Source organism: Chromobacterium sp. FG22 (assembly GCF_057809415.1).
On record NZ_JBMDJX010000013.1, the window covers coordinates 104,635 to 128,385 of the forward strand.

Annotated in this window: 26 protein-coding genes; 17 read left to right on the plus strand and 9 right to left on the minus strand. The window is 64.5% G+C overall.

Annotated elements, in window-relative coordinates:
* Positions 1-80: 80 nt before the first annotated feature.
* The 12 genes from rpsA to yfcF all read left to right on the plus strand — a co-directional run bounded on the left by rpsA (position 81) and on the right by yfcF (position 10,882).
* A complete protein-coding gene (gene rpsA, locus ACODSD_RS14380) occupies positions 81-1,772 on the plus strand; it encodes a 30S ribosomal protein S1 (protein WP_085951937.1) in 1,692 nt (563 codons plus the stop codon).
* A gap of 7 nt (positions 1,773-1,779) precedes the next feature.
* Positions 1,780-2,094, plus strand: coding sequence for an integration host factor subunit beta (locus ACODSD_RS14385; protein ID WP_019104286.1), 315 nt, complete (start codon positions 1,780-1,782; stop codon positions 2,092-2,094).
* Positions 2,095-2,229: 135 nt separating this feature from the next.
* A complete protein-coding gene (locus ACODSD_RS14390; protein WP_019104285.1) occupies positions 2,230-2,523 on the plus strand; it encodes a LapA family protein in 294 nt (97 codons plus the stop codon).
* Positions 2,524-2,642: 119 nt separating this feature from the next.
* Positions 2,643-3,803, plus strand: coding sequence for a lipopolysaccharide assembly protein LapB (lapB, locus tag ACODSD_RS14395; RefSeq protein WP_199225882.1), 1,161 nt, complete (start codon positions 2,643-2,645; stop codon positions 3,801-3,803).
* A 183-nt stretch (positions 3,804-3,986) separates the two neighbouring features.
* Entirely contained in the window at positions 3,987-4,724 is a 738-nt protein-coding gene (pyrF, locus tag ACODSD_RS14400; protein ID WP_107799730.1) for an orotidine-5'-phosphate decarboxylase, read from the plus strand.
* A 3-nt stretch (positions 4,725-4,727) separates the two neighbouring features.
* Entirely contained in the window at positions 4,728-6,047 is a 1,320-nt protein-coding gene (locus ACODSD_RS14405) for a UDP-glucose dehydrogenase family protein (RefSeq protein WP_488877670.1), read from the plus strand.
* 8 nt (positions 6,048-6,055) lie between these two features.
* On the plus strand, positions 6,056-7,018 hold the full coding sequence (gene rfaE1, locus ACODSD_RS14410) for a D-glycero-beta-D-manno-heptose-7-phosphate kinase (RefSeq protein ID WP_488877671.1): 963 nt from the start codon (positions 6,056-6,058) through the stop codon (positions 7,016-7,018).
* 36 nt (positions 7,019-7,054) lie between these two features.
* Complete coding sequence (locus ACODSD_RS14415) at positions 7,055-7,633, plus strand: DUF924 family protein (protein ID WP_486635470.1); 579 nt, start codon at positions 7,055-7,057, stop codon at positions 7,631-7,633.
* Positions 7,634-7,688: 55 nt separating this feature from the next.
* Positions 7,689-8,684 carry an ADP-glyceromanno-heptose 6-epimerase gene (gene rfaD / locus ACODSD_RS14420; RefSeq protein ID WP_107799726.1) on the plus strand — a complete coding sequence of 332 codons (996 nt, stop codon included), beginning with the start codon at positions 7,689-7,691 and terminating at the stop codon, positions 8,682-8,684.
* Positions 8,681-9,124: an NUDIX hydrolase gene (locus ACODSD_RS14425; protein WP_488877672.1), complete on the plus strand. Its 444-nt coding sequence runs from the start codon at positions 8,681-8,683 to the stop codon at positions 9,122-9,124. The genes rfaD and ACODSD_RS14425 overlap by 4 nt, the downstream gene beginning before the upstream one ends.
* 94 nt (positions 9,125-9,218) lie before the next feature.
* Positions 9,219-10,103, plus strand: a complete 885-nt coding sequence (gene cysM, locus ACODSD_RS14430) for a cysteine synthase CysM (protein ID WP_107799724.1) — start codon at positions 9,219-9,221, stop codon at positions 10,101-10,103.
* 155 nt (positions 10,104-10,258) lie between these two features.
* Positions 10,259-10,882: a glutathione transferase gene (yfcF, locus tag ACODSD_RS14435; protein ID WP_235087755.1), complete on the plus strand. Its 624-nt coding sequence runs from the start codon at positions 10,259-10,261 to the stop codon at positions 10,880-10,882.
* A 35-nt stretch (positions 10,883-10,917) separates the two neighbouring features.
* On the opposite strand, the gene ACODSD_RS14440 is transcribed toward yfcF, so the two are convergent.
* The 3 genes from ACODSD_RS14440 to ACODSD_RS14450 all read right to left on the minus strand — a co-directional run bounded on the left by ACODSD_RS14440 (position 10,918) and on the right by ACODSD_RS14450 (position 13,737).
* Positions 10,918-12,105 (minus strand): DUF3734 domain-containing protein, encoded by a 1,188-nt coding sequence (locus tag ACODSD_RS14440; RefSeq protein ID WP_107799722.1) that lies wholly within the window; start codon positions 12,103-12,105, stop codon positions 10,918-10,920.
* Positions 12,102-12,884 carry a 3-hydroxybutyrate dehydrogenase gene (locus ACODSD_RS14445; RefSeq protein WP_227103993.1) on the minus strand — a complete coding sequence of 261 codons (783 nt, stop codon included), beginning with the start codon at positions 12,882-12,884 and terminating at the stop codon, positions 12,102-12,104. Before ACODSD_RS14445 ends, ACODSD_RS14440 begins: the two co-directional genes overlap by 4 nt.
* 112 nt (positions 12,885-12,996) lie before the next feature.
* Positions 12,997-13,737, minus strand: coding sequence for an acetoacetate decarboxylase (locus tag ACODSD_RS14450; protein ID WP_107799720.1), 741 nt, complete (start codon positions 13,735-13,737; stop codon positions 12,997-12,999).
* Between the two features lie 323 nt (positions 13,738-14,060).
* On the opposite strand from ACODSD_RS14450, the gene ACODSD_RS14455 reads away from it, so the two are divergent.
* The gene (locus tag ACODSD_RS14455) at positions 14,061-14,840 is read left to right on the plus strand and encodes an HAD-IIA family hydrolase (protein WP_107799719.1); all 780 of its coding nucleotides are present in this window, start codon (positions 14,061-14,063) and stop codon (positions 14,838-14,840) included.
* A 146-nt stretch (positions 14,841-14,986) separates the two neighbouring features.
* Here ACODSD_RS14455 and ACODSD_RS14460 read toward each other — a convergent pair whose 3' ends face one another.
* Positions 14,987-16,252: a DEAD/DEAH box helicase gene (locus ACODSD_RS14460; protein WP_488877673.1), complete on the minus strand. Its 1,266-nt coding sequence runs from the start codon at positions 16,250-16,252 to the stop codon at positions 14,987-14,989.
* Between the two features lie 161 nt (positions 16,253-16,413).
* Between ACODSD_RS14460 and hflX the strand changes: the two genes are divergently transcribed.
* Complete coding sequence (gene hflX, locus ACODSD_RS14465; RefSeq protein WP_488877674.1) at positions 16,414-17,802, plus strand: GTPase HflX; 1,389 nt, start codon at positions 16,414-16,416, stop codon at positions 17,800-17,802.
* Between the two features lie 296 nt (positions 17,803-18,098).
* Here the strand turns inward: hflX and ACODSD_RS14470 are convergent, their stop codons facing one another.
* On the minus strand, positions 18,099-18,857 hold the full coding sequence (locus ACODSD_RS14470) for an SDR family NAD(P)-dependent oxidoreductase (protein WP_488877675.1): 759 nt from the start codon (positions 18,855-18,857) through the stop codon (positions 18,099-18,101).
* Positions 18,858-18,984: 127 nt separating this feature from the next.
* Here ACODSD_RS14470 and ACODSD_RS14475 point away from each other — a divergent pair, with 127 nt between their 5' ends.
* Both ACODSD_RS14475 and ACODSD_RS14480 read left to right on the plus strand, forming a co-directional pair.
* Positions 18,985-19,884: a LysR family transcriptional regulator gene (locus tag ACODSD_RS14475; protein ID WP_488877676.1), complete on the plus strand. Its 900-nt coding sequence runs from the start codon at positions 18,985-18,987 to the stop codon at positions 19,882-19,884.
* A gap of 226 nt (positions 19,885-20,110) precedes the next feature.
* Positions 20,111-21,028, plus strand: coding sequence for a bestrophin family protein (locus ACODSD_RS14480; RefSeq protein WP_235089376.1), 918 nt, complete (start codon positions 20,111-20,113; stop codon positions 21,026-21,028).
* 111 nt (positions 21,029-21,139) lie between these two features.
* On the opposite strand, the gene ACODSD_RS14485 is transcribed toward ACODSD_RS14480, so the two are convergent.
* From ACODSD_RS14485 to ACODSD_RS14500, 4 genes are all read right to left on the minus strand, one after another.
* Positions 21,140-21,712 (minus strand): cysteine hydrolase family protein, encoded by a 573-nt coding sequence (locus ACODSD_RS14485; protein ID WP_488877677.1) that lies wholly within the window; start codon positions 21,710-21,712, stop codon positions 21,140-21,142.
* Between the two features lie 25 nt (positions 21,713-21,737).
* A complete protein-coding gene (locus ACODSD_RS14490; protein ID WP_488877678.1) occupies positions 21,738-22,196 on the minus strand; it encodes a MarR family winged helix-turn-helix transcriptional regulator in 459 nt (152 codons plus the stop codon).
* Between the two features lie 78 nt (positions 22,197-22,274).
* Positions 22,275-22,685, minus strand: a complete 411-nt coding sequence (locus ACODSD_RS14495) for a VOC family protein (RefSeq protein WP_253314422.1) — start codon at positions 22,683-22,685, stop codon at positions 22,275-22,277.
* Positions 22,686-22,724: 39 nt separating this feature from the next.
* On the minus strand, positions 22,725-23,048 hold the full coding sequence (locus tag ACODSD_RS14500; protein ID WP_488877679.1) for a thioredoxin family protein: 324 nt from the start codon (positions 23,046-23,048) through the stop codon (positions 22,725-22,727).
* A gap of 153 nt (positions 23,049-23,201) precedes the next feature.
* Between ACODSD_RS14500 and ACODSD_RS14505 the strand changes: the two genes are divergently transcribed.
* Positions 23,202-23,561: a translation initiation factor Sui1 gene (locus tag ACODSD_RS14505; protein WP_107800192.1), complete on the plus strand. Its 360-nt coding sequence runs from the start codon at positions 23,202-23,204 to the stop codon at positions 23,559-23,561.
* The last annotated feature ends 190 nt before the right edge of the window (positions 23,562-23,751 follow it).

A 23,751-nucleotide genomic window follows, 5' to 3' on the forward strand; every position in this document is an offset into this window, starting at 1 on the left:
GTGAAAATGCTGCAAGGCAATAAACCCGTTGTGCAACCCTAACCCCGCACGCCGCAAGGCGCGCACCGAGAGTACGCTTGATGACTACCCTCTCCATGGAAAACTTCGCTCAGCTGTTTGAGGAAAGCCTGACCCTTCACGACATGCGCGTGGGCGAGGTGATCACTGCCGAAGTGGTGGCAGTTGATTCCAACTTTGTAACCGTGAACGCAGGCCTCAAGTCCGAGTCCCTGATTCCGGCTGAAGAATTCAAGAACGACCAAGGCGTGGTCGAAGTGGCCATCGGCGACTTCGTTACCGTCGCCATCGACGCGCTGGAAAACGGCTTTGGCGAAACCAAGCTGTCCCGCGAAAAAGCCAAGCGCCTGGCCGCTTGGGTGGAGCTGGAAGAGGCTCTGGAAACCGGCAAGATCCTGTCCGGTCTGATCAGCGGCAAAGTCAAAGGCGGCCTGACCGTTATGGTCAACGGCATCCGCGCCTTCCTGCCGGGTTCCCTGGTTGACGTGCGTCCGGTGAAAGACACCACCCCGTACGAAAACAAACAGATCGAATTCAAGGTCATCAAGCTGGATCGCAAGCGCAACAACGTTGTTGTGTCCCGTCGTTCCGTGCTGGAAGAAACCCTGGGCGAAGAGCGCAAAGCTCTGCTGGAAACCCTGAAAGAGGGCGCCATCATCAAGGGTATCGTCAAGAACATCACCGACTACGGTGCGTTCGTTGACCTGGGCGGCATCGATGGCCTGCTGCACATCACCGACCTGGCATGGCGCCGCGTGAAGCACCCGTCCGAAGTTCTGGCCGTGGGCGACGAAGTGGAAGCCAAGGTACTGAAGTTCGACCAAGAGAAGAACCGCGTATCCCTGGGTCTGAAGCAACTGGGCGAAGATCCGTGGGTGGGCCTGTCCCGCCGCTACCCGTCCGGCACCCGTCTGTTCGGCAAGGTGACCAACCTGACCGACTACGGTGCGTTCGTGGAAATCGAACAGGGCATCGAAGGCCTGGTGCACGTGTCCGAAATGGACTGGACCAACAAGAACGTACACCCGTCCAAGGTTGTTCAGGTTGGCGACGAAGTGGAAGTCATGATCCTGGAAATCGACGAAGACCGTCGTCGCATCTCCCTGGGCATGAAGCAGTGCCTGGCCAACCCGTGGAACGAGTTTGCCGACAACTTCCACAAAGGCGACAAGCTGAAGGGCGCGATCAAGTCCATCACCGACTTCGGCGTGTTCGTTGGTCTGCCGGGCGGCATCGATGGCCTGGTTCACCTGTCCGACCTGTCCTGGAACGAAGCTGGCGAAGAAGCCGTGCGCAAGTTCAAGAAGGGCGACGAGGTTGAAGCCGTTGTTCTGTCCATCGACGTAGAGAAAGAGCGCATTTCCCTGGGCATCAAGCAGATGGAAGGCGATCCGTTCAACAACTTCGTTGCGATGAACGACAAGGGCGCTCTGGTTAAGGGCACCGTGAAGTCCGTTGACGCCAAAGGCGCCGTCGTGACTCTGGACACCGATGTTGAAGGCTACCTGCGCGCTTCCGAACTGTCCCGCGACCGCGTGGAAGACGCTCGCTCCGTTCTGAAGGACGGCGAAGAAGTGGAAGCCGTGATCATTGCCGTGGACCGCAAGTCCCGCAACATCAGCCTGTCCATCAAGGCTAAAGACGCTCAGGAAGACAACGTTGCTCTGAAGAGCCTGTCCGTTGACAGCGCTTCCGCTGGCACCACCAATCTGGGTGCCCTGCTGAAGGCAAAACTGTCCGGCTCTAACGAGTAATTGAGACATGACCAAATCTGAGCTGATCGCTAGGCTGTCGGAACGACTCGCCGAGCGCAATTCTCAGTTGGTCTACAAAGACGCTGAGTTGGCCGTCAAAACCATTTTGGATGCGATGGCCAATAACCTGGCGCAGGGAAACCGGATTGAAATCCGCGGTTTCGGCAGTTTCGATTTGAACTACCGTCCGCCGCGGATTGGCCGCAACCCCAAGTCGGGCACCAGCGTCTCGGTTCCTGAGAAATATGTGCCGCATTTCAAGGCGGGTAAAGAATTGCGCGAACGCGTCGATCTGTCCCTGTTGGAGCAGAGCGAAGCCTAGGCGTTCAAGCCCTGTCTAGCGAATCCGAAGCGCCGCTTTTTGCGGCGCTTTTTCTTTGCGCGGCTGAAATTCCAGCTTGGGTTGCGCCGGGCTATCGTTTAAACTTGCACTCCGGCAAACAAATCGAGCGAGATCATGCGTTACCTGCTTCGTATCGTTGAATTGGCCCTGTTGGTATTCCTGATCGCGGTCACCGTGCAAAACAGCCATGCGGTTGAATTCAAATTGTTCTTCGGCCAGTCCTGGTCCGCGCCGCTGATTGTGTTTCTGCTGCTGTTTTTCGTGGTTGGCGCGCTGGTCGGTCTGCTCGCCACGCTCGGCTATTATCTGCGCAGCCGGAAAGAGCTGTCCCAATTGAAAAAAGAATTGCGCAACCGTCCCCCCGCCAGCAAGGTGATCAGCGACCCCAGCGACGCGATCGCCGATTGAGCTAGCGCGAGCGGCGGAGTGAGCCGGCGCCGCGCCTAGGCGCCGCCGCGATGGAATCCGTCGTTCTTGATGATGCCGCCCGGGAGCGGCTGTTGTTGTTTGTCCGGAAAGGATTGCTGTTGGAACTGGATTTGTGGTGGTTGCTATTGTTTCCGGCCTTTTTCGGCCTGGGTTGGTTTGCCGCGCGCGTGGACATGCGCACGGTGCTGAAACAGGCGAAGGCGGTGCCGACCGGATTTTTCCGCGGCCTGGACGCGCTGGTGGAGGACAAGACCGATATCGCCGCCTCGGCCCTGGCCGAAGTGGCGCGCCAGCAAGGGTCGGCGCTGGAGTTGCAGCACACCTTGGGCAAACTCTACCGCAAGCGCGGGGAGAACGACCGCGCCATCCGGCTGCATCAGCGCATGCTGGACGCGCCGGATCTGCCGGCCGAGCACCGCGACGCGGTGCGCTTCGAACTGGCCCAGGATTTCCGTAAAGCGGGTCTGGTGGACCGGGCGGAAGAGATTCTGATCAAGCTGCAGGATGGCAATATGGGCCTGGCCGCGCGGCGTCAGCTGCTGGACATCTACCAGCAGGACCGCGATTGGCACAAGGCCATCGCCACCGCCAAGGAGCTGCGCAGCGACGCGCATTCCTTCCAGCACGAGGTGGCGCAGTTCTATTGCGAACTGGCCCAGGGCGAGTTGTACAAATCCAATAGCGAACAAGCGCGCCACTATGTGGAAGAAGCGTTCACGGCCAACCGCAAGTGCGTGCGCGCCAGCCTGATCCTCGGAGACATCGAGTTCGCCGGCGGTCATGTGGAGGCGGCGATCGCGGCCTGGCAGAACATTGAAAAGCAGAATTACGAATACTTGTCGATGGCCGCCGAGCGGCTGTTCGACGCCTATGAGCGGCTGGACAAGCCGCTGGAAGGCATCGCCTTGCTGCGCGGCTATCAGAAGACTTTCCCGCAGCTGGAACTGACCGATCTGCTGTACCAGAAGATCGCCACTTACGAGGGCGAGGAAAAAGCGCTGGAAGTGGCGCGCGAGGGCGTGCACGCCCGTCCCAGCCTGTCCGGCGTCTACCGCTTGATCGAGGCGCAGATGGACGAATTGAGCCCGGAAGGGCGGATGGACGCGGAAGTGGCGCGCGCCTTGGTGCTCAAGCACGCGCAGCGCCTGAGCGTGCACCGTTGCAAATGCTGCAACTTCCGCTCGCGCGCCTTCTTCTGGCATTGCCCGGCCTGCGGCGAGTGGGAGGGCTTTACCGCCAACCGGACGGAATCGCAGTAAGCAGCAGCGCCGCTGAACAAAACGCCTAGATGTACTGCTTACGTCTGCGCGCCTTGCCTCTGCTTCTCCGCGAGGTGTTGTCAGCGGCTTGGGCGTAGGGATAGTTGTGCAGCCGCCAGAGAGCGGCTGCGCTGATTTGAATACCGGCCGTCGGCGAGCGTCGGCGGCAAGAATGGAGCAAGCATGAATCCTTTGATCGCAGCCGACGCGGCGCAGCCGACTTCGCCCGTCGTCGTGGCCCTGGACTTTGCCGACGCGGACAGCGCCTTGCGCTTCGCCAGCCGCCTGGACCCGAGCGAGTGTCGCCTCAAGGTGGGCAAGGAGCTGTTCACCTCCTCCGGCCGCAGCCTGGTGGAGAGTCTGGTGGCCAGAGGGTTTCAGGTGTTTCTGGATTTGAAGTTCCACGATATTCCCAATACCGTGGCCCATGCTTGCAAGGCGGCGGCGGAAGCCGGCGTCTGGATGGTCAATGTGCACGCCTCCGGCGGCCGCCGGATGATGGAGGCCGCGCGCGAGGCGCTGGCGCCGTACAGCCAGCGTCCGCTCTTGATCGCGGTGACGGTGCTGACCAGTATGGAAGCGGCGGATCTGGCCGAAATCGGCATCGCCGCTTCGCCGCAAGAGCATGTGCTGCGGCTGGCCGCGCTGACCCGCGACTGCGGGCTGGACGGCGTGGTGTGTTCGGCCCAGGAAGCCGGCGAACTGAAAGCCGCGCTGGGCCGCGAATTCAAACTGGTGACGCCGGGCATCCGCCTGGCGGACAGCGTAGCCGACGATCAGCGCCGGGTGATGACGCCGACGACCGCGCTGGCCGCAGGCTCCGATTATCTGGTGATAGGCCGGCCCATCACCCGCGCCGCCGACCCGCTGGCCGTGTTGCGCGCGATCAATCAAGACATTCAGCACTATCAGGCTCAATAAAATATGAAAATCACAGTTATCGGTACGGGGTATGTCGGTCTGGTGACCGGCACGTGTCTGGCGGAAACCGGCTATCACGTGTGCTGCCTGGATGTGGATCCCAATAAGATCGCCATCCTGAAACAGGGCGGCATTCCGATTTTCGAACCCGGTCTGGAAGACATGGTGCGGCGCAACGTCGCCGCCGGCCGGCTCAGCTTCACCACCGACATCGCCGAGTCTGTGGCCTTCGGCGACGTGCAGTTCATCGCCGTCGGCACCCCGCCGGACGAGGACGGCTCCGCCGACCTGCAATACGTGCTGGCCGCCGCGCGCAATATCGGCCGCCACATGACGGACTACAAGGTCATCGTCGACAAGTCCACGGTGCCGGTGGGCACCGCCGACCTGGTCAAGGCGGCGGTGGCGGAAACCCTGACCGAGCGCGGCGAGGCGTTGGAATTCAGCGTGGTGTCCAACCCGGAGTTCCTGAAGGAAGGCGCGGCCATTGACGACTTCATGCGTCCGGACCGCGTGGTGATCGGCGTAGACGACGAGCGCGCGGCCGCGATGATGCGCCGGCTGTACGCGCCGTTCCAGCGTAATCACGAGCGCGTGCTGCTGATGGATGTGCGCTCCGCCGAACTGACCAAGTACGCGGCCAACGCCATGCTGGCGACGCGCATCTCCTTCATGAACGAATTGGCCAATCTGGCCGAGAGCCTGGGCGCCGACATCGAGCAAGTGCGGTTGGGCATGGGCTCGGATCCGCGCATCGGCTATCACTTCCTGTATCCGGGCGTGGGCTATGGCGGCTCCTGCTTCCCCAAGGACGTCAAGGCCCTGGTGCAGACCGCCAAGGAAAACGGCCATGACCTGCGCGTGTTGAGCGCGGTGGAAGAGGCCAACGATCTGCAAAAGCTGCGCCTGGTGGACAAGGTGCTGGCGCGTTTCGGCCAAGATCTGTCCGGCCGCCGCTTCGCGATGTGGGGCCTGGCCTTCAAGCCCAACACCGACGATATGCGCGAAGCGCCCAGCCGCGTGATCGCGGAAGAACTGAGCCGCCGCGGAGCGGAAGTGGTGGCCTTCGATCCGGTGGCCATCCATGAAGCGCAACGGGTGATGGGCGACATCGCCGGCCTGAGCTTCGCCGACGATATGATGGCGGCGTTGCGGCAGGCCGACGCCTTGCTGATCGTCACCGAATGGAAGATGTTCCGCGCGCCGGACTTGAACGCGGTCAAGCAAGCGCTGAAGCAGCCCTTGGTGTTCGACGGCCGCAATATGTACGATCCGGCCTGGATGCGCGAGCAGGGCTTCGATTACTTCGCGATCGGCCGCTGAGGATAATCATGAGCCTGATGCAAGACCTGGGGCTGGACAGCTCCAAACTGGCCGCCGAACTGGCGCAAGCGAAAGTCCTGGTGGTGGGCGATGTGATGCTGGACCGTTATTGGTTCGGTGACGCCACCCGCATTTCGCCGGAAGCGCCGGTGCCGGTGGCCAAGATCGAGCGCATTGAAGAGCGCGCCGGCGGCGCCGCCAACGTGGCGCGCAATATCGCCGGCCTGGGCGGCAAGGCCACCTTGCTGTCGGTGGTGGGCGACGACGAAGCCGCCTCGGCGCTGGAGCGCCTGCTGGCCGCGGACGGCATCGCCACCTCGCTGAAGCGCGACCCCAGCATCGCCACCACCATCAAGTTGCGCGTGGTGGCGCGGCAGCAACAGCTGATCCGCCTCGACTTCGAGGACGCGCCCAGCCATGAGATCCTGGCCGGCAAGCTGGAAGAGTATCAGCAGATCCTGGCCGAGCACGACGTGGTGATCCTGTCCGATTACGGCAAGGGCGGGCTGACCCACGTCAGCAAGATGATCGAACTGGCGCGCCAGGCCGGCAAGCCGGTGTTGATCGATCCCAAGGGCGACGACTACAGCAAATACGCCGGCGCCACGCTGTTGACGCCCAATCGCAGCGAGTTCCGCCAGGTGGCCGGCCGCTGGGCGTCGGAGAGCGAGCTGACCGCCAAGGCGCAGGCCTTGCGCGCGGACTTGGCGCTGGACGCCTTGCTGGTGACGCGCAGCGAGGAGGGCATGACCTTGTTCCGCAACGAGGGCGTGGTGCATCAGCCCACCTTCGCGCGCGAAGTCTACGACGTGTCCGGCGCCGGCGACACCGTGATCGGCACGCTGGGCCTGGGGCTGGCCGCCGGCCAGCCGCTGCCGGTGGCGATGAGTCTCGCCAACGCCGCCGCCGGCGTGGTGGTGGGCAAGCTGGGCACCGCGGTGTGCAGCCAGCGCGAACTTTTCGCCGTGTGATCCCGTCCAGTCAGGCTGGATCCTGAAGGAGAACCCATGCAGCACTATACCGATGCCATCTTGGCGTTCTGGTTTGGCGGCGGCGACGACAGTTTCCTGTCGGTGCCGCGCAGCGCCTGGTTCAAGAAGGATGAAGTGTTCGACGGCATTATCCGCGAACGCTTCCTGGACGCGTGGCGACAGGCGCGCGCCGGGGAACTGCCGGCGGAGGCCGGCGACGCTCGCCGCGGTCTGGCCTGGCTGATTCTGACCGATCAATTCCCGCGCAATCTGTTCCGCGGCTCGGCCGAGGCCTTCGCCACCGACGGCCAGGCGCTGGCGCTGGCGCGCGAGATGGTGGCGCGCGGCCTGGACCGGCAACTGCCGCATATCGCCCGCACCTTCGTCTATCTGCCGTTCGAGCACAGCGAGTCGCTGGCGGATCAGGACGAAGCCGTGCGCTTGTTTGAAACCATGGCCGAGGACGCGGCCATGGCGAGTTTTATCGATTACGCGCACCGCCACCGGGACGTGATCGTCCGCTTCGGACGCTTCCCGCATCGCAACGCCGCGCTGGGCCGGACGGACACGCCGGACGAGAAGGCCTATCTGGCCGAGCCCGGCGCCGGTTTTTAAACGCGCAGCAATATTCTCGCGCCGTCGGCGATGGCCGGCGGCGGAAAGGCAAAACATGACTATCGTCGTCACCGGCGCCGCCGGTTTTATCGGTTCCAACCTGGTCAAGGCGCTGAACGAGCGCGGCGTCACCGACATCATCGCCGTGGACAATCTGTCCAGCGGCGACAAGTTCCGCAATCTGGTGGATTGCGAAATCGCCCACTATATGGACAAGCACGACTTCCTGGCCTTGCTGCTGGAAGGCGAGTTCGAGGGCGAATTGTCCGCCATCCTGCACCAGGGCGCGTGTTCCGACACCATGAACCACGACGGCAAGTACATGATGGATAACAACTATCAGTACACGCTGGCCCTGTTCGACTACTGTCAGCACGAGGAGATTCAGTTCCTCTACGCCTCCAGCGCCGCCACCTACGGCAAGGGCACCGTGTTCAAGGAAGAGCGCCAGTACGAAGGCCCGCTCAATGTCTACGGCTATTCCAAATTCCTGTTCGACCAAGTGCTGCGCCAACGCATGAAGGAAGGCCTGAGCGCGCAGGCGGTGGGCTTCCGCTATTTCAACGTCTACGGCCCGCGCGAGCAGCACAAGGGCCGGATGGCCTCGGTGGCCTTCCACCACTTCAATCAGTATCGCGAACACGGCAAGGTCAAGCTGTTCGGCGGCTGGGACGGCTGGGGCAACGGCATGCAAAGCCGCGACTTCGTGTCGGTGGAGGATGTGGCCAAGATCAATCTGTATTTCCTGGACCACCCGGAAAAGAGCGGCATCTTCAACCTGGGGTCCGGCCGCTCGCAGCCGTTCAACGACGTGGCTGTGGCCACTGTCAACGCCTGCCGCCGCCATGACGGCCAGCCGGCGCTGAGCCTGGACGAGATGGCGGCTCAGGGCATCGTCGAATACGTGGACTTCCCGGACGCGCTCAAGGGCAAATATCAGAGTTTCACCCAGGCCGACATCGGCAAACTGCGCAGCGCCGGTTACGGCGCCGAGCTGTTTGACGTCGAGCAGGGCGTGGATCGCTACGTGGATTGGCTGATCAAGCAATGACGCTGCGCGTCCGGCAGGCGGCGCGGCTGCTGATGCTGGACCCCGCGGGCAGGGTGCTGCTCTTTCCCTACCAGCCGGTGGACCGGGCCGAATACTGGTTCACGCCGGGCGGCGAACTCGAAGCCGGCGAAAGCCTGGCGGACGCGGCCCGGCGCGAATGCCGTGAAGAGACCGGTCACCTTATCGCCGATCCCGGCTCGCCGGTGGCCCGCCGCTCATTCGAGTTGACGCTGTTGGACGGAGAACGGGTGCGGGCGCTTGAGCATTTCTTCCTGATCCGCGTCGAACACGCGAGGCTGGACGACGGCGGCTGGACCGAGCTTGAGCGGCGGGTGATGGGGCGGGGCCGTTGGTGGCCGCCGGAGGAACTGGCCGCGTCCGGCGCGCGCTATTTCCCTGAGGACTTGCTGGCGATGCTGGCGGAAGCGTCCGCGGGCTGATAGTTGCAGCAACGGTTATTTGCTTAGACATAAGGATTCCGTCTTTGCTGATAGCCAATCGGTATAATGGCCGTTCCCCGTTGGAGAACGCGTCGTGTACAAGCATCTGGAAGATTTCGTCGGCCACACCCCCTTGGTCAGACTCAAGCGCCTGCCCGGCGTCACCAGCAACATCGTGCTGGTCAAGCTGGAAGGCAATAACCCGGCGGGCTCGGTCAAAGACCGGCCGGCGCTGTCCATGATCCGTCGCGCGGAAGAGCGCGGCGAGATTCAGCCGGGCGATACGCTGATCGAACCCACCAGCGGCAACACCGGCATCGCGTTGGCGATGGCGGCGGCGATGATGGGCTATAAGATGATCCTCATCATGCCGGAGAACTCCAGCGCCGAGCGGGTGCAGGCGATGCGCGCCTACGGCGCGGAAGTGGTCCTGACCCCCAAGGAAGCCTCCATGCCGGGTTCCATCGACCTGGCTCGCAAGATGGAAGCCGCCGGCCAGGGCCGCATCCTCGATCAATTCTCCAATCCGGACAATCCGCTGGCCCACTATGAAAGCACCGGGCCGGAAATCTGGCATGACACCCGGGGCGGCGTCACCCACTTCGTGTCCAGCATGGGCACCACCGGCACCGTCATGGGCACCAGCCGCTATCTGAAGCAGCAAAATCCGGCGATCCAGATCGTGGGCGTGCATCCGGAGCCGGGCAGCCAGATCGCCGGCATCCGTAAATGGGAAGACCCTTACGTGCCCAAGATTTGCGACTTCTCGCAACTGGACGATTTGCAGCACGTCGGCCAGCAGGAGGCCGAGGATATGGCGCGGCAACTGGCGCGCGAGGAGGGCATCCTGGCCGGGCCTTCGTCCGGCGGCGCCTTGGCGGTGGCGCTGCGCCTGTCGCGTCAGCTGGAGAACGCGGTCATCGTCTCCATCATCTGCGACCGCGGCGACCGTTACCTGTCCACCGGACTGTTCGGCTGAGAGCGAGGGTTCACGCCCCTTCCGGCCAAGGCGCTTGTGAACCGCGTCACAAGACGGACGGCGCGGCGGAACGCAGTGTTCGCGTTTTGGCGCTGGCGTCCGGCGCCTCATGTCGCTAGCATCGGGAGTCCATTGTCCCCGTCCCGGAGGCTCCGATGCTGCTGCATGTCGATTCCCGTTTTCTCAGCCCTTACGCGCTGTCCGCCTTTGTCGCCCTGAAAGAAAAGGGGCTGACTTTCGAACTATCGACCGTCAGCCTGGAGGCGCAGGCCAATCTGGCGGCCGACTATCGGCGTCAGTCGCTGACCGCCCGCGTGCCCATGCTGGAAGACGGCGAGTTCCGTCTCAGCGAATCCTCGGCCATTGCCGAATATCTGGAAGACGCTTATCCCGAACGCGCGCGGCTATACCCGCAGGACTTGCGCCAGCGCGCTCGCGCGCGCCAGCTGCAAGCCTGGCTGCGCAGCGATCTGATGGCGCTGCGGGAAGACCGCAACACCGAGGTGGTGTTTCTGCGTCCGGCGGCGGGCACGCTGGCGCCGGAAGCGCGCCAGGCGGCCGGCAAGCTGATCGCGGCCGCGGAGCAATTGCTGCCGGCCGACGGCGGCGAGCTGTTCGGCGCCTGGTGTCTGGCCGATACCGATCTCGCGCTAATGCTGAAACGGCTGCAATACGACGATGCGCTGCCGCCGCGTTTGGCCGCCTACGCCGAGCGCCAATGGCGGCGGCCGGCGGTGCAGGACTGGCTGGCGCTGGGACGGCGGGCGGCCTCGGCTTGAAAGGCTGAGCGCGCGCCCGCGCCTGGACCGCCGTTTCAGCGATGCACGTCGTGGGTGACGAAGGGCCGGTCCGGCGACGGCATCTCCAGCCAGTCCGGATGGCGTAGTGTGCGGCGGATGTCCTGATAGCCGCTGGCCCAGTGCGCGCGCATGGTCTGGGCGCCGAATTGATAATCCTTGTGGTGGTCTTCGTACTCCTTGTCCTGGTAGATCAGGTGTATCACCTTCAACAGCCGGCCGCAGGCCAGCTCGTGGGCGTGGCGGTAGGCCGGGTGTTCGCGTTGCGCCTCCGGCACCAGTTCCATCAGTTGCCGCAGCAAGCCGCGATAGTTCTGTTCCCGTTTCATCGTGTCGGTGATCTGCCGGGTGCGGCTGGAGTACTGGATGTCCTTCTGCCGCATCGCGATCGCCTTCATGTCCGTGGGCGGTTCGCCCTTGGCGCTCCACAGGTCCACCTGGAACACCAGCGAGTTTTTGCGCGGCTCGGTGCTCAGTATCTGCTTCAGCGGCGTATTGGACACCAGGCCGCCGTCCCAGTAGTACTCGCCGTCTATCTCCACCGCCGGAAAGCCCGGCGGCAGCGCGCCGGAAGCCATGAAATGCTCGGCGCGCAGTTTTTGGCGGGTATTGTCGAAGTAGACGAAGTTGCCGCTGCGCAGATTGACCGCGCCCACCGACACCCGCATCTGATCGCTGTCGTTGATGCGGTCGAAATCGGCGAAACGTTCCAGCGTGCCCTTCAGCGGCGAGGTGTCGTAAAGGCTGCAATTGGCGGGCGAGGGCGCGCCGCTTGGCCAGGGCGAGCGCGGCAGGAAGAAGCCGTTCTGGCCCTCGGTCAGCGCGCGCCAGGCCTCCCAGCTCGCCATCAGTCCGTTCAGCCCCGCCGGCCAATGGTGGGTGTCCAGTTGGCTGAAGGGGCTGGCCGGCAAAAACGGCGGCCGGCAGATGGTGTCCCAGAAGGCGCGCAACTGCTCCACCCGCCGCTCCGGCGGGTTGCCGGCGATGATGGCGGCGTTGAGCGCGCCGATGGAAATGCCTGCCACCCAGTTGGGGTGCAGCTCGGCCTCGGCCAGGCCCTGGTAGACGCCGGGCTGGTAGGAGCCCAGCGCGCCGCCGCCCTGCAGCACCAGCGCCAGCACCTGGTAGCGGTGGCCGGGCGGCAGGCTGCGGCTCTGGTACAGGCCGCCGCTCTGCGGGCAGGCGGGGTTGTGCGGCGGCGTCATTGCATATACCAGCCGTGGCTGACAATCACCGATTGTCCGGTGAGCGCGGCGCTGGGGAAGGCGGCCAGGAACAGCGCGGTCTGGGCCACGTCTTCCACCGTGGTGAACACCCCGTCCACGGTATTGCCCAGCATCACGCGCTTGATCACTTCTTCCTCGCTGATGCCCAGCTCTTTGGCCTGCTCCGGAATCTGCTTCTCCACCAGCGGCGTGCGCACGAAGCCCGGGCAGATCACGTGGGCGCGCACATTGTATTCCGCGCCTTCCTTGGCCAGCACCCGGCACAGGCCCAGCAGCGCGTGTTTGGCGGTGACGTAGGCGGATTTGAGCTTGGACGCCTCGTGGGAGTGCACCGATCCCATATAGATCACGGTGCCGCCGCGCTTGTCCTGATACATATGGCGCAGCGCGGCCTTGGTGGTGAGAAAGGCGCCGTCCACGTGGATGGCCTGCATCTTCTTCCAGTCGGAAAACGAGTAGTCCACCAGCGGGTTGACGATCTGGATGCCGGCGTTGGAGATCAGGATGTCCAGCCCGCCCAGCGCGTCCACCGCCGCCTGGGTGCCGGCGTTGACGGATTCCTCATGGGTCACGTCCATCGCCACGCCCACCGCCTTGCCGCCGGCGGCCTTGATTTCTTCCGCCGCGGCCTGCGCCGCCGTCAGGTTGATGTCGGCGATGGCCACCGCCGCGCCGGCGCGGGCGTAGGTTTCCGCAATGGCTTTGCCTATGCCGCTGGCCGCGCCGGTGATCAATGCCACTTTGCCGTTCAATTGCATGCTGCTCTCCTTGTCGTCGGGTGGGGTGCGCCGCGTAGCGGCTTGGCGCCGGTTTCCGCCTTGTCTCGTCCTTGCTCGCGAGACTTTGAACAGGTTCTGTAAGTACAGGCGCTTAGTTCAGGTAATCGAATTCCACTTCGCCCAGGCCCAGGGTCAGGTCGGCGACGATGTGGCGCGCCTCCACCACTTCCAGCACCGGCAGTTCCGCCACCGGGGCCAGCGCGTGGGGAAACAGCGCCAGCGCCGCCGGCCCGCTCCAGGCGCCGTGCACGGTGACGTCCTTGAGGTGAAAGCGCACCAGCTCGCAGATGCGAACGCTGCCGTCCACATGCGGGATGATCTTCAAGAGGAAGTTGGGCGTGTTGACCATGGAGCGCTGCAGCGCGCTGGCGTCCTGGGCGTGATGTTTGTAGCCCATGGTGGCGGTGGCCACCCGCACCGGGCCGTAGTCCAGTTCGCCCACCAGGGTGTCGGTGCGCACTTGCAGCCGCGGGCAGGCCAGCTTCTTGGGAAAGCCCCACAGTTCGCGGCCGCCGGCGATGGGCGGGTGGTCGTTCAGATACATCGCGTGGGTGTAATTGCCGGCCACGCCACCCAGCAGAACCGGGATCACCTGGCCGCTTTCGGTGTAGTCGCCAAAGCCGGTGGAGTCCGGCATGCGGATGAACTCGAAGTTCACCAGATCCGAGGCCGGCTGCAGCGGTTCCGGCACCGCCTCGCGCAGTTTGGCCGGATCGGTGCGATAAGTGATGATGAAGAATTCGCGGTTGGTGAAGCGGTAGGGGCCGCGGGGGAAGGCGGGGTTGGTCAGCGGCATGGCGAAGGCCTGCTCGCGGATGGCGTCGATGTTCATACGTGCTGCGCTCCCTGGATGGCAAAAGGTCGCGCCGGGACGGCGCGGCCGCTGCTGCGAAAGGAGCCCGCCGGCGGAACGGCCCGACGGGCATGCGTGCATCTGGCTCCGATGGTACAGGCAAAGATCCCATACAGATAGCTTGGTGCGGCGTCGCCTGTCCATTGGGACGACGCCGCGCGCCCGGCCGCTGTCTTTCCGCTCGGCGGCAAGGAGGGCGTCGGCCACCGCGCCGCCGTGCTATGCTGTCGCCGTTGCGGCGAATGAGCCGCGGCCCGCCACCGTGCCGGCGGAGTCGGCACTTGCAGTTTTGGATGGACCGTATGAGCAAAAGCATCATTTCCGACATGGACGGAGTGATTTATCGGGGCAAGCAACTGATTCCGGGCGCGCGCGATTTCGTCAACCGCCTGACGCAGGGCGGCACGCCCTTCCTGTTTCTGACCAATAACGCGGAGCAGACGCCGCTGGATCTGAGGCTGAAGCTGGAGAGCCTGGGCATCAACGGCGTGACGGAAGACAACTTCATCACCAGCGCGATGGCCACGGCGATGTTTCTGCGCAGCCAGACGCGCAAGGCCATGCCCACCGCCTACGTGGTGGGCGGCGCCGGCCTGATCAACGAGCTGTACAAGGTGGGGTTTTCCATTTCCGAATCCCATCCGGATTACGTGGTGGTGGCCAAGTCCCAGACCTTCAGTTTCGAGCAGATCAAGAAGGCGGTGCGTTTTATCGATCAGGGCGCCAAATTCATCGGCACCAACCCGGATATGATCGATCCGATAGAGGGCGGCGGCTACGAGCCGGCCGCCGGCACGCTGCTAGCTGCCATCGAGGCCGCCACCGGCAAGAAGCCCTACATCGTGGGCAAGCCGAACTCGCTGATGATGATGCTGGCCACCCGCAAGCTGGGCGTGCATCCGGAGGAGGCGGTGATGATAGGCGACCGGATGGACACCGACATCGTCGGCGGCATAGAAGCCGGCATGGGCACCGCGCTGGTGTTGTCCGGCGTGTCGTCGCGCGAATCCATGGAGCAGTTTCCCTACCAGCCGGACTATGTGTTCGAGAGCGTGGCGGAGATTGATCCGGGGGCCTTGTAAGAGCCTGGCTACGTTCTGTTGCGCGTCGCGAGGCTTTGAACAAGCCATGGCCGGTCAGGCCGGCGTCGGACGAAAACAGGGCCGCTCCCGTTTGGGGGCGGCCCTGTTTGTTTGCCGTCTAGATCCCGCTCGGTCCGGCGAGGCGCTCAGCGCTGCTCGGCTTGGGCCGCGGCTTCCCGCAATTTGTCCTTCTTGCTCTTGCGTTTGCCCTTGACGCCGCCGTTGTCGGCCGCCGAGTTCGTGGCGGCGCTCGCGGCCGCGGCCGGGCTGGCGGCGACGGGTTCGAAACCGGCGATCCGTTCGCGCGGCAGCCGCAGTCGCTGGCGTTTCTCTATCAATTGGAAATGCGCGGCGCAATCGGCGCTGACGAAGCTGATGGCCTCGCCGCTGGCGCCGGCGCGGCCGGTGCGGCCGATGCGGTGGGTGTAGTCCACCGGCGAGCGCGGCAGATCGTAGTTCACCACCACCGGCAGGCGGGCGATGTCGATGCCGCGCGCGGCCACATCGGTGGCCACCAGAACTTGCAGACGGCCGGACTTGAGGTCGGCCAGCACCTGGCCGCGTTGTCCCTGGCTGCAATCGCCGTGCAGCGCGGCGGCGCGGACGCCGGCGGCCTGCAGCTTGCCGGCCACTCGGTCTGCGGTGTGGCGGCTGGCCACGAAGACCAGAGCCCGCTCCCAGCCATGGGTGTGCAGCAGATGGCGCAACAACATGGTGCGCCGGCCGGCGTCCACCTCGATGACGCGCTGGCGGATGTCCGGCGCGGCGACGTCGCCGGGCGCGATGTCGATATGCCGCGGCTGGTTCAGCAATTGCTCCGCCAGCGCGCGCACGGCGGGCGGGAAGGTGGCGGAAAACATCAGGTTTTGCCGGTAGGGCGGCAGCTGCGCCAGCACGCTGGCCAGTTCGTCGGCGAAGCCGAGGTCGAGCAGGCGGTCGGCCTCGTCCAGCACCAGGGTGTCGACGGCGGCGAGCCGCAGCGCATTGTGCGCCAGCAGGTCCAGCAGCCGGCCGGGCGTGGCCGCCACGATGTCGGCGCCGCCGCGCAAGGCCATCATCTGAGGATTGATGGAGACGCCGCCGAAGACTACGGCGATCTTGGGCCGGCGCGGCAGGCCCTGGGCCAGCTGGCGCAGGGCGTCGCCCACTTGCGCCGCCAGTTCCCGGGTGGGGAGCAGGATCAGCGTTTGCGTCTGGCGAGGCGAGGCCTGGCGGCCAGCCAGCCATTGCTGCAACAGCGGCAGGCAGTAGGCCGCGGTTTTGCCGGAACCGGTTTGCGCGGTGGCCAGCACATCGTGGCCTTGCAAAACGGCGGGGACGGCGGCGAGCTGAACCGCGGTGGGGGCCGGGTAGCCCTGATCGCTGGCGGCCTGGGCCAGGGCGGGCGACAGGCCCAGTGAGGTGAATGACATGGATTGGCGTTGACGGCGATGTACTTGAAGCGGCAGGAGTATCGACGCTGCCCGCGGTCGGGTCAAGCGGGGCGTGGCGTCGCCGCAACGCGCGTTGCGCAGCGGGAAGTCCCGTTTGCGAGTACTATCTGGGCTCGCTATCAAGTTAAAGTCATACGCACATGCAAACAGAAGTCAAAGAGAAACCCCGCTACGCCCTGGTGGCCTCGGTCCAGTTGCCCGATGTCAGCGATGTCGAGTTCGAGGCCTCGCTCACCGAACTGAGCGAACTGGCCAAGACCCTGGGCTTCCAAGTGGTGCGGACCTTTGTGCAAAAGCGTAACAGCTTCGACCGCACCGCCTATATGGGCGTGGGCAAGCTGGAGGAAATCAGCCAGTTCGTCAATCGCGGTCTTCGCAACGACGAGCTGGAGGACGCGCCGCCGGTCTTGGACGCCGGCACGGTGGAGATCGACGCCTTGCTGGTGGACCACGAAATCTCGCCGTCGCAGGCGCGCAATCTGGAGCTGGCCGTCGGCTGCGAGGTGATGGACCGCACCATGGTGATTCTGGAGATCTTCCACCGCAACGCCCGCTCGCGCGCGGCGCGCGCCCAGGTGGAAATCGCCCGTCTCGGTTATATGGCGCCGCGCTTGCGCGAGGCGGCCAAGCTGGCCGGGCCGCAAGGCCGGCAGCGCAGCGGAATGGGCGGGCGCGGCGCCGGTGAATCGCATACCGAGCTGGATCGCCGCAAGGTGCGCGACCGCATCGCCGAGCTGCAGCGCGAAATCGTCGCGATGGAGCTGGAGCGCAAGACCCAGCGCGCGCGCCGGATGGAGCGCCAGGGTCAGGGCCTGGGCGGGGTGTCGCTGGTGGGCTACACCAATGCAGGCAAGTCCACGCTGATGCGCGCCTTGACCGGCAGCGAAGTGCTGGTGGCCAATAAGCTGTTCGCCACCCTGGACACCACGGTGCGCGCCATCTACCCGGAAAGCGTGCCGCGGGTGCTGGTCAGCGATACCGTGGGCTTCATCAAGAACCTGCCTCACGGTCTGGTGGCCTCGTTCAAGTCCACGCTGGAAGAAGCGCTGGACGCGGCCCTGCTGCTGCATGTGATCGACGCCAGCGACCCGGGCTTCCAGCGTCAGCTGGAAGTGACCGACGAGGTCTTGAAGGAAATCGGCGCCGACGAAGTGCCGCGCATCCGGGTGTTCAACAAGATAGACCATGTCGGCGACGCGGCCGAGCAGGCGGCCTGGGCCGCCGAGCTGCGGCAACGCTATCCGGACTGTGTGGTGATGAGCGCGCGCCGCCCCGAGGAAGTGGCGGCGCTGCGCGCGCTGATCGTGGCCTTCTTCCAGCGAGATCTGGAGGAAGGCGAACTGCTGCTGCCGTGGTCCGCTCAGCAACTGCGCGGCGAAATCTACAGCCACTGCCAGGTGCTGGAAGAACGCGCGGAGGAAGAGGGCAGCTGGTTCCGCGTGCGCGGAGAGCCGGACAAGCTGCGCAGCCTGCGCGAGCAGTTGAACCCCGGCTCGCAGGGGCGTCAGAAGGAGTATTGGGAAGTCTGAGAACCTGTTCAAAGCGTCGCGGGCAAGAACGAGACAAGGCGAAAACGGCTGAAGAAGCGGAATGCACACGTGGTGCATGAGCGTTTTCGATACGATTATTCACCTTGTCGCATCTTTCGGAGCACAACAGGCATTGAACAGGTTCTTAGTCTGCGAGCACGTCCCTCCCCACTCTGATTTTCGGCGCAGCGTTCGTCCTGCTGCTCAGGACCGTCCCGATAATCCAGATCCCTATCCGCTTAAGCGGATTCAATATCTTGGGCAATGGTCCCGAGCCACAGAGATTGTTGCTTCTTTTAAAGGAACATGCCGCCGGAGGCTTCCACGCGCTGACCGTTGACCCAGGCGGCGCCGTCGCTGAGCAGGGTGGCGATGGCGCCGCCGATGTCGTCGGGGCGGCCGACGCGGCCCAGCGCGGTTTGCGCGGCGATATGGGCGTTGACCTGTTCGTTGTCGCGCACCAGGCCGCCGCCGAAGTCGGTTTCAATCGCGCCGGGGGCGATGACGTTGACCGCGATGCCGCGCGGCCCCAGCTCCTTGGCCAGGTAGCGGGTCAGCACCTCCATGCCGCCCTTCATCGCCGCGTAGGCGGCGTAGCCGGGCAGGGCGAAGCGGGTCAGGCCGGTGGAGACGTTGAGAATGCGGCCGCCGTCGGCGATCAGCGGCAGCAGCGTCTGAGTCAGGAAGAACGGGCCTTTGAGCTGGATGTTCATCAGTTGGTCGAACTGAGCCTCGCTGGTGTCGGCGAAGGCGGCGTGGATGCCGATGCCGGCATTGTTGACCAGAAAATCGAAGTCGGCGCGTCGCCATTGCTCGGCCAGCGTCTGGCGCAGCCGCTCGGCGAAGGCGGCGAAGCCGGCGCTCTGGCCGACGTCCAGCGCCAGCGCGGCGGCCTGGCCGCCCAGTGCTTGGATCTCGGCGACTACCGCCTCGGCGTCGGCGGCGCGGCTTTGGTAGGTGATGACGACGTCCACGCCCTGGCGTGCCAGGTGCAGGGCCGCGCTTTTGCCCAGGCCGCGGCTGCCGCCGGTGATGACTGCGATTTTCTTGCTCATGGGAATCTCCTGTAGGGGGCGGGTGCAGGCTTGGACCCGATGAGCTCAGTTTATTGTATGGTTTTTTATAAACAAATATGATTATTTAAATTATAGTGTTCGTATATTAATAACAATTGGTGGCGGCATGAACAAGCTGGAAGCGATGCAGATTTTTGTCCGGGTGGCCGAGTTGTCCAGCTTCACGCAGGCGGCGGACAGCTTGGGCCTGCCCAAGGCCAGCATCTCGGTGGCGGTCAAGCAGACCGAATCCTGGCTGGGCGCGCGCCTGTTGCACCGGACCACGCGCAAAGTGCAGATGACCCAGGACGGGCAGGCTTTTTACGAGCGTTGCAAGGACGTGTTGGCGGACATGGACGAGTTGCAAAGCATGTTCCAGCGCGGCGAGGAGGCGCTGGGCGGGCGGCTGAGGGTGGACATGCCCAGCGGCGTGGCGCGCTACCAGGTATTGCCGAGGCTGGACGAATTCCTGCAGCGCCACCCGCGTTTGGAGCTGGAACTGAGCAGCACCGACCGCAAGGTGGACATCGTGCGAGAAGGTTTCGATTGCGTGCTGCGCGTGGGGGAGCTTGGCGACTCCAGCCTGGTGGCGCGGCCGCTGGGGCGTTTCCGCCAGCTCAATTGCGCCAGCCCGGCTTATCTGGCGCGTTACGGCGTGCCCGTAAGCCTGGATGAGCTGGCGCGGCATCGGCTGATCCATTATGTCTCCACCCTGGGCACGCGTCCGGCCGGCTGGGAATGCCATGACGACGACGGCAGCCGCTGGCTGAGCATGGCCGGCAGCGTTATCGTCAACAACGCCGAGGCCTATCAGGCGGCCTGTCTGGCCGGCCTGGGGCTGATTCAGGCGCCGGAGTCCGGCGTGCGCCATTTGCTGGACAGCGGCGAACTGGTGGAAGTGCTGCCGGACTACCGCGCCGCGCCGATGCCGGTCACGCTGTTGTACGCCCACCGCCGCAACCTGCCGCGCCGGGCGCAGGTTTTCATGGATTGGCTGGCGGAGGCGCTGGCGCCGCATCTTGTGTGAATTGGGCGCAAACATGGCGGCGCAGGGGCAAGCTGCCCTATCATGGAGGTCGGTCAACCATTTTAGAATCTGTTTACGATCAGCTGCGCGTTGGCGATACGGCGTTGAAAACCCCTTCGAAATGCTCATGTACCGTGTGTACATTCCGCTTTCTCAGCGGTTTTCGCCTTGTCTCGCCTTGGCTCGCGAGATCGTAAACACGTTCTTACTTCGTCATATTCCCGCCATGATTGTTAGATCCACTTCTTCCTGGCTGCGCCTGTTGTTTGTCTGGCACGGTTCGGTGCTGCCGCGCATCATGCCGCGCCTGCTGCTGGTCTTTTTCATTTCCATCGCCGCCGCCGCCGTGCGCGGCTGGTGGCTGAGCGAACACGCGGACTCCGCGCTCAGCATTCCCGCCTTTACCTTGATGGGGGTGTCGCTGGCCATCTTCCTGGGTTTTCGCAACTCGGTCAGCTACGAGCGCTTTTGGGAGGCGCGCAAGCTGTGGGGCAGCTTGCTGATCGTCAACCGCTCGCTGGCGCGGCAGGTTCTGTCGCTGGCGCCGGACAATGCGGACGCGCGGCGTCTGATAGACGGCTGTTGCGCCTTCGCCTACGCGCTCAAGGCGCAGTTGCGCGGCGACGACGCCGACGCCCATCTGCGCCGTTTGCTGCCGGAGGAGATTCTGGACAAGGCGTTGGCGGCGCGCTTCAAGCCGGCGCTGATCCTGTCCTGGCTAGGGCAATTGGCCGCGCGCATGCGCGGCGACGGCGTGTTGGGCGATATGCAATGGCATGCGCTGGACCGTAATCTGAACTCGCTGTCGGAAGTGCTGGGCGGCTGCGAGCGCATCGCCTCCACGCCCATTCCCTTCACGTACCGGGTGCTGCTCAACCGCACCGTCACGGTGTACAGCCTGCTGCTGCCGGCCGGCCTGGTCACCAGCATAGGCTGGCTGACGCCGGCGATCGCGGTCTTCATCGCCTACACCTATCTGGCGCTGGAAGTGATAGGCGAGGAGCTGGAGGAGCCGTTTGGCAAGGAGGGCAACGACCTGCCGCTGTCCGCGCTCTGCCACGGCATCGAAGCCTCCTTGCGCGAGATGCAGGGCGAGGAGGCGGCGACTCCGGCGCCGTCGCAGCAGGGCATTTATCTGTATTGAGCCATCGAGCCGCATAGCTTAGAACCTGTTTACGATCTAGCGGGCTAAGGCGGGACAAGGCGTACTCATCGTGCCGCATCTCACGAAGCGCAGCAGGTCGTAAACAGGTTCTTACAGCGCAGCCAGCTCGTCCAGGCTGATGATGCGGGCTATCGTCGCCAGCTGGCGCATCGAGGTCTGATGCTCTTCCTCGCTGGCGGCGGCGCAGCCGTCCTCCAGCACCAGCACCTGGTAATCGCGGTCGTGAGCGTCGCGTGCGGCGGCCTGCACCGCCCAAGTGCTGCTGACGCCGGACAGGATCAGGCGTTCGATGCGATGAGCGCGCAGCACCGCTTCCAGCGAGGTGGCGTAGAAGGCGCTGACGCGCGGCTTGATCACGATGGCGTCTTCCGGCCTTAGGTCCAGCTCCGGGTGGAAGGCGGTGCCGGGGCCGGACAGATCCAGCGCGCCGAATTCGTGAGCGCGGCCGAACAGCGGCGAGGCCTTGGGTTGTTCCACATAGGAGGGCGCGAAGCCCACTTTCACCTGCGCCACCAGCCAGCGGCGGCGGCGCGCCTCGGCGATGGCCTGGTTGGCGGCGGCGATGACGCCGCGTTGACGCGCGTGCTCGGCGCAGCGGGCGACCTTGCCGCCGTCCATCATGATGTCGCGGATATAGTCCAGTCCGATAAAAGCGGTGTTCATCGCTGAGTTCCTTATGGCGTATTGATCAAGACCGGCGAACGGCCGGCGTTTCTGTTGCGGCCAGTTCCGCCAGCAGCTCGCCGGCGGCGAGCAGCAGTTCCAGGCGCTGCGGCGGCAGTCCGGCCAGCGCGGCGCGCAGCCAGTCGTCTTTGCGCAGGCGGTGAGCGTCAAGGACCTGGCGGCCGGCGTCGCTCAGGCGAATCCGGACTTTGCGGCCGTCTTCGGGGTCGCCGGCGCGCAGAATCAGACCGCCGGCGTCGAGTTCGCGCAGCAGGCTGGCCAGGTTGGAACTGCGCAGCTTTTCCGCGCGGGCCAGCGCAGACGGCGTTGCGGCGCCGTCCGCGCGTTCGATGCTGGCCAGCAGCGAAAGCTGGGCAAACGGCAGTTCGTCGTCCTGGGCCTCCTGGCGCAAGCGGCGCGTCAAGGCCATCAGTTGCAGGTGCAGCCGGGACACGGCCTCCGCCGGGATTGATGAGTTAGGCATTTTTCTATTTTAACATAGCTATATTTATATAGATAAGTCGGCGAGAAAACGGCGCCGCCAGCGACGCCGAGGCCGGCTCTAGCCTTGTTTCTGACAGTTGCTCATCCAGCGTATGCCGAAGCGGTCCACCAGCATGCCGAAGCGGGCGCCCCAGAAGGCGTCGTGCAGCGGCTCATTGATCTGGCCGCCCTGGGCCAGGGCTTCAAAGATCGCGGTCTGCTCCGCCTCGCTGTCCAGCATGAAATTCAGCGTGATGTTTTCACCGATGGCGGGCGTGCGGCCCGGCATGCCGTCGGAGGCCATGAAATGAACGCCTTCGGCTTTGAACTCGGCGTGCAGAATCTTGTTCTTGGCCTCGTCCGGGCTGGGGAAGTCCGCGTCGCCGAAGCGCATCAGCGCCACGATTTCGCCGTTGAAGCATTGGCGGTAGAAGGCCAGCGCCTGTTCGCACTGGCCGTGGAAGTTGATGTAGGGCAGCAGGGTTTTCATCAGGGAGACTCCTGGTGGGTGGGGAGGGGCGGCTGTGTTTCAGGCTTGCAGGCATTGCCGCAGCGCATTGTTGACGGCTTCCACCGTTGCCGGCCGGGTCAGGCGAGCGGTTTCCTGGCCGTGGCGCAGGAAAATCAGCGTAGGCCACAGCTTGACGCGGTAGCTGCGTCCCAGGCGGCGGCCCGGCCCGTCTTCGATTTGCAAATGACGGATGTCGGGATAGGCCGCCAAGGCTTGTCGAATCAGAGGCTGAGCCGCCTGGCAGTGGCCGCACCAGGGCGCGCCGAATTCCAGCACGGTGACGCCGGGCTGGGCATCCAGTTCGGCGCGTTCCGGCGCCGGGTCGCGATAAAGCTTGTCCATGGTCAGGCTGGGGCAAGGGTGGATTTTAAATATGCCAAAGGACTTGCGTATTTGCCAGCGCCGTGATGAGAGGGCTGGGGGGGCGGGCTTGCCAAAGCCGGGCAAAACCGCGACGATGCAGGCCGTTTCATCAATGGCTCGGGGTTTGAACTCATGAAATCGCGCAATGTTTCCGGCGGCTTGGTGTATTCCACCGAACACGGCCGCATGTGTCCGCAGTGCGGCTTTGCCGTCGCCCAATGCCAATGCGGCAAGCAGGAGGCGCCGGCCGGCGACGGCGTGGTGCGGGTGCGCAGGGAAACCAAGGGCCGCAACGGCAAGGCGGTCACCGTGATTCAGGGCGCGCCGTTGAACGCGCTGGAACTGGCGCAGCTGGGCAAACAGCTGAAAAACGCCTGCGGCAGCGGCGGCACGGTCAAGGACGGCGTCATCGAGATCCAGGGCGATCATTGCGAGCAGGTGCAGGGCTTGCTCAAGCAGCGCGGCTGGACGGTGAAGCGCGCCGGCGGCTAGACGCGCTCCAAAGCCTGTAGCGCCTTGTCGGAGACGAGGCGGCGGGCATGCTTTTCACTGTACGGCCATGCCGCTTTTTCAGCGGCAGGGCCTTGTCTCGCGCTGGCTTGCGAGGTTTTGGAACAGCGGCTTGGGATTGCGCCGGAATGAAAAAGCCCGCGGCGTGCCGCGGGCTGGGTGGGGCGATGGG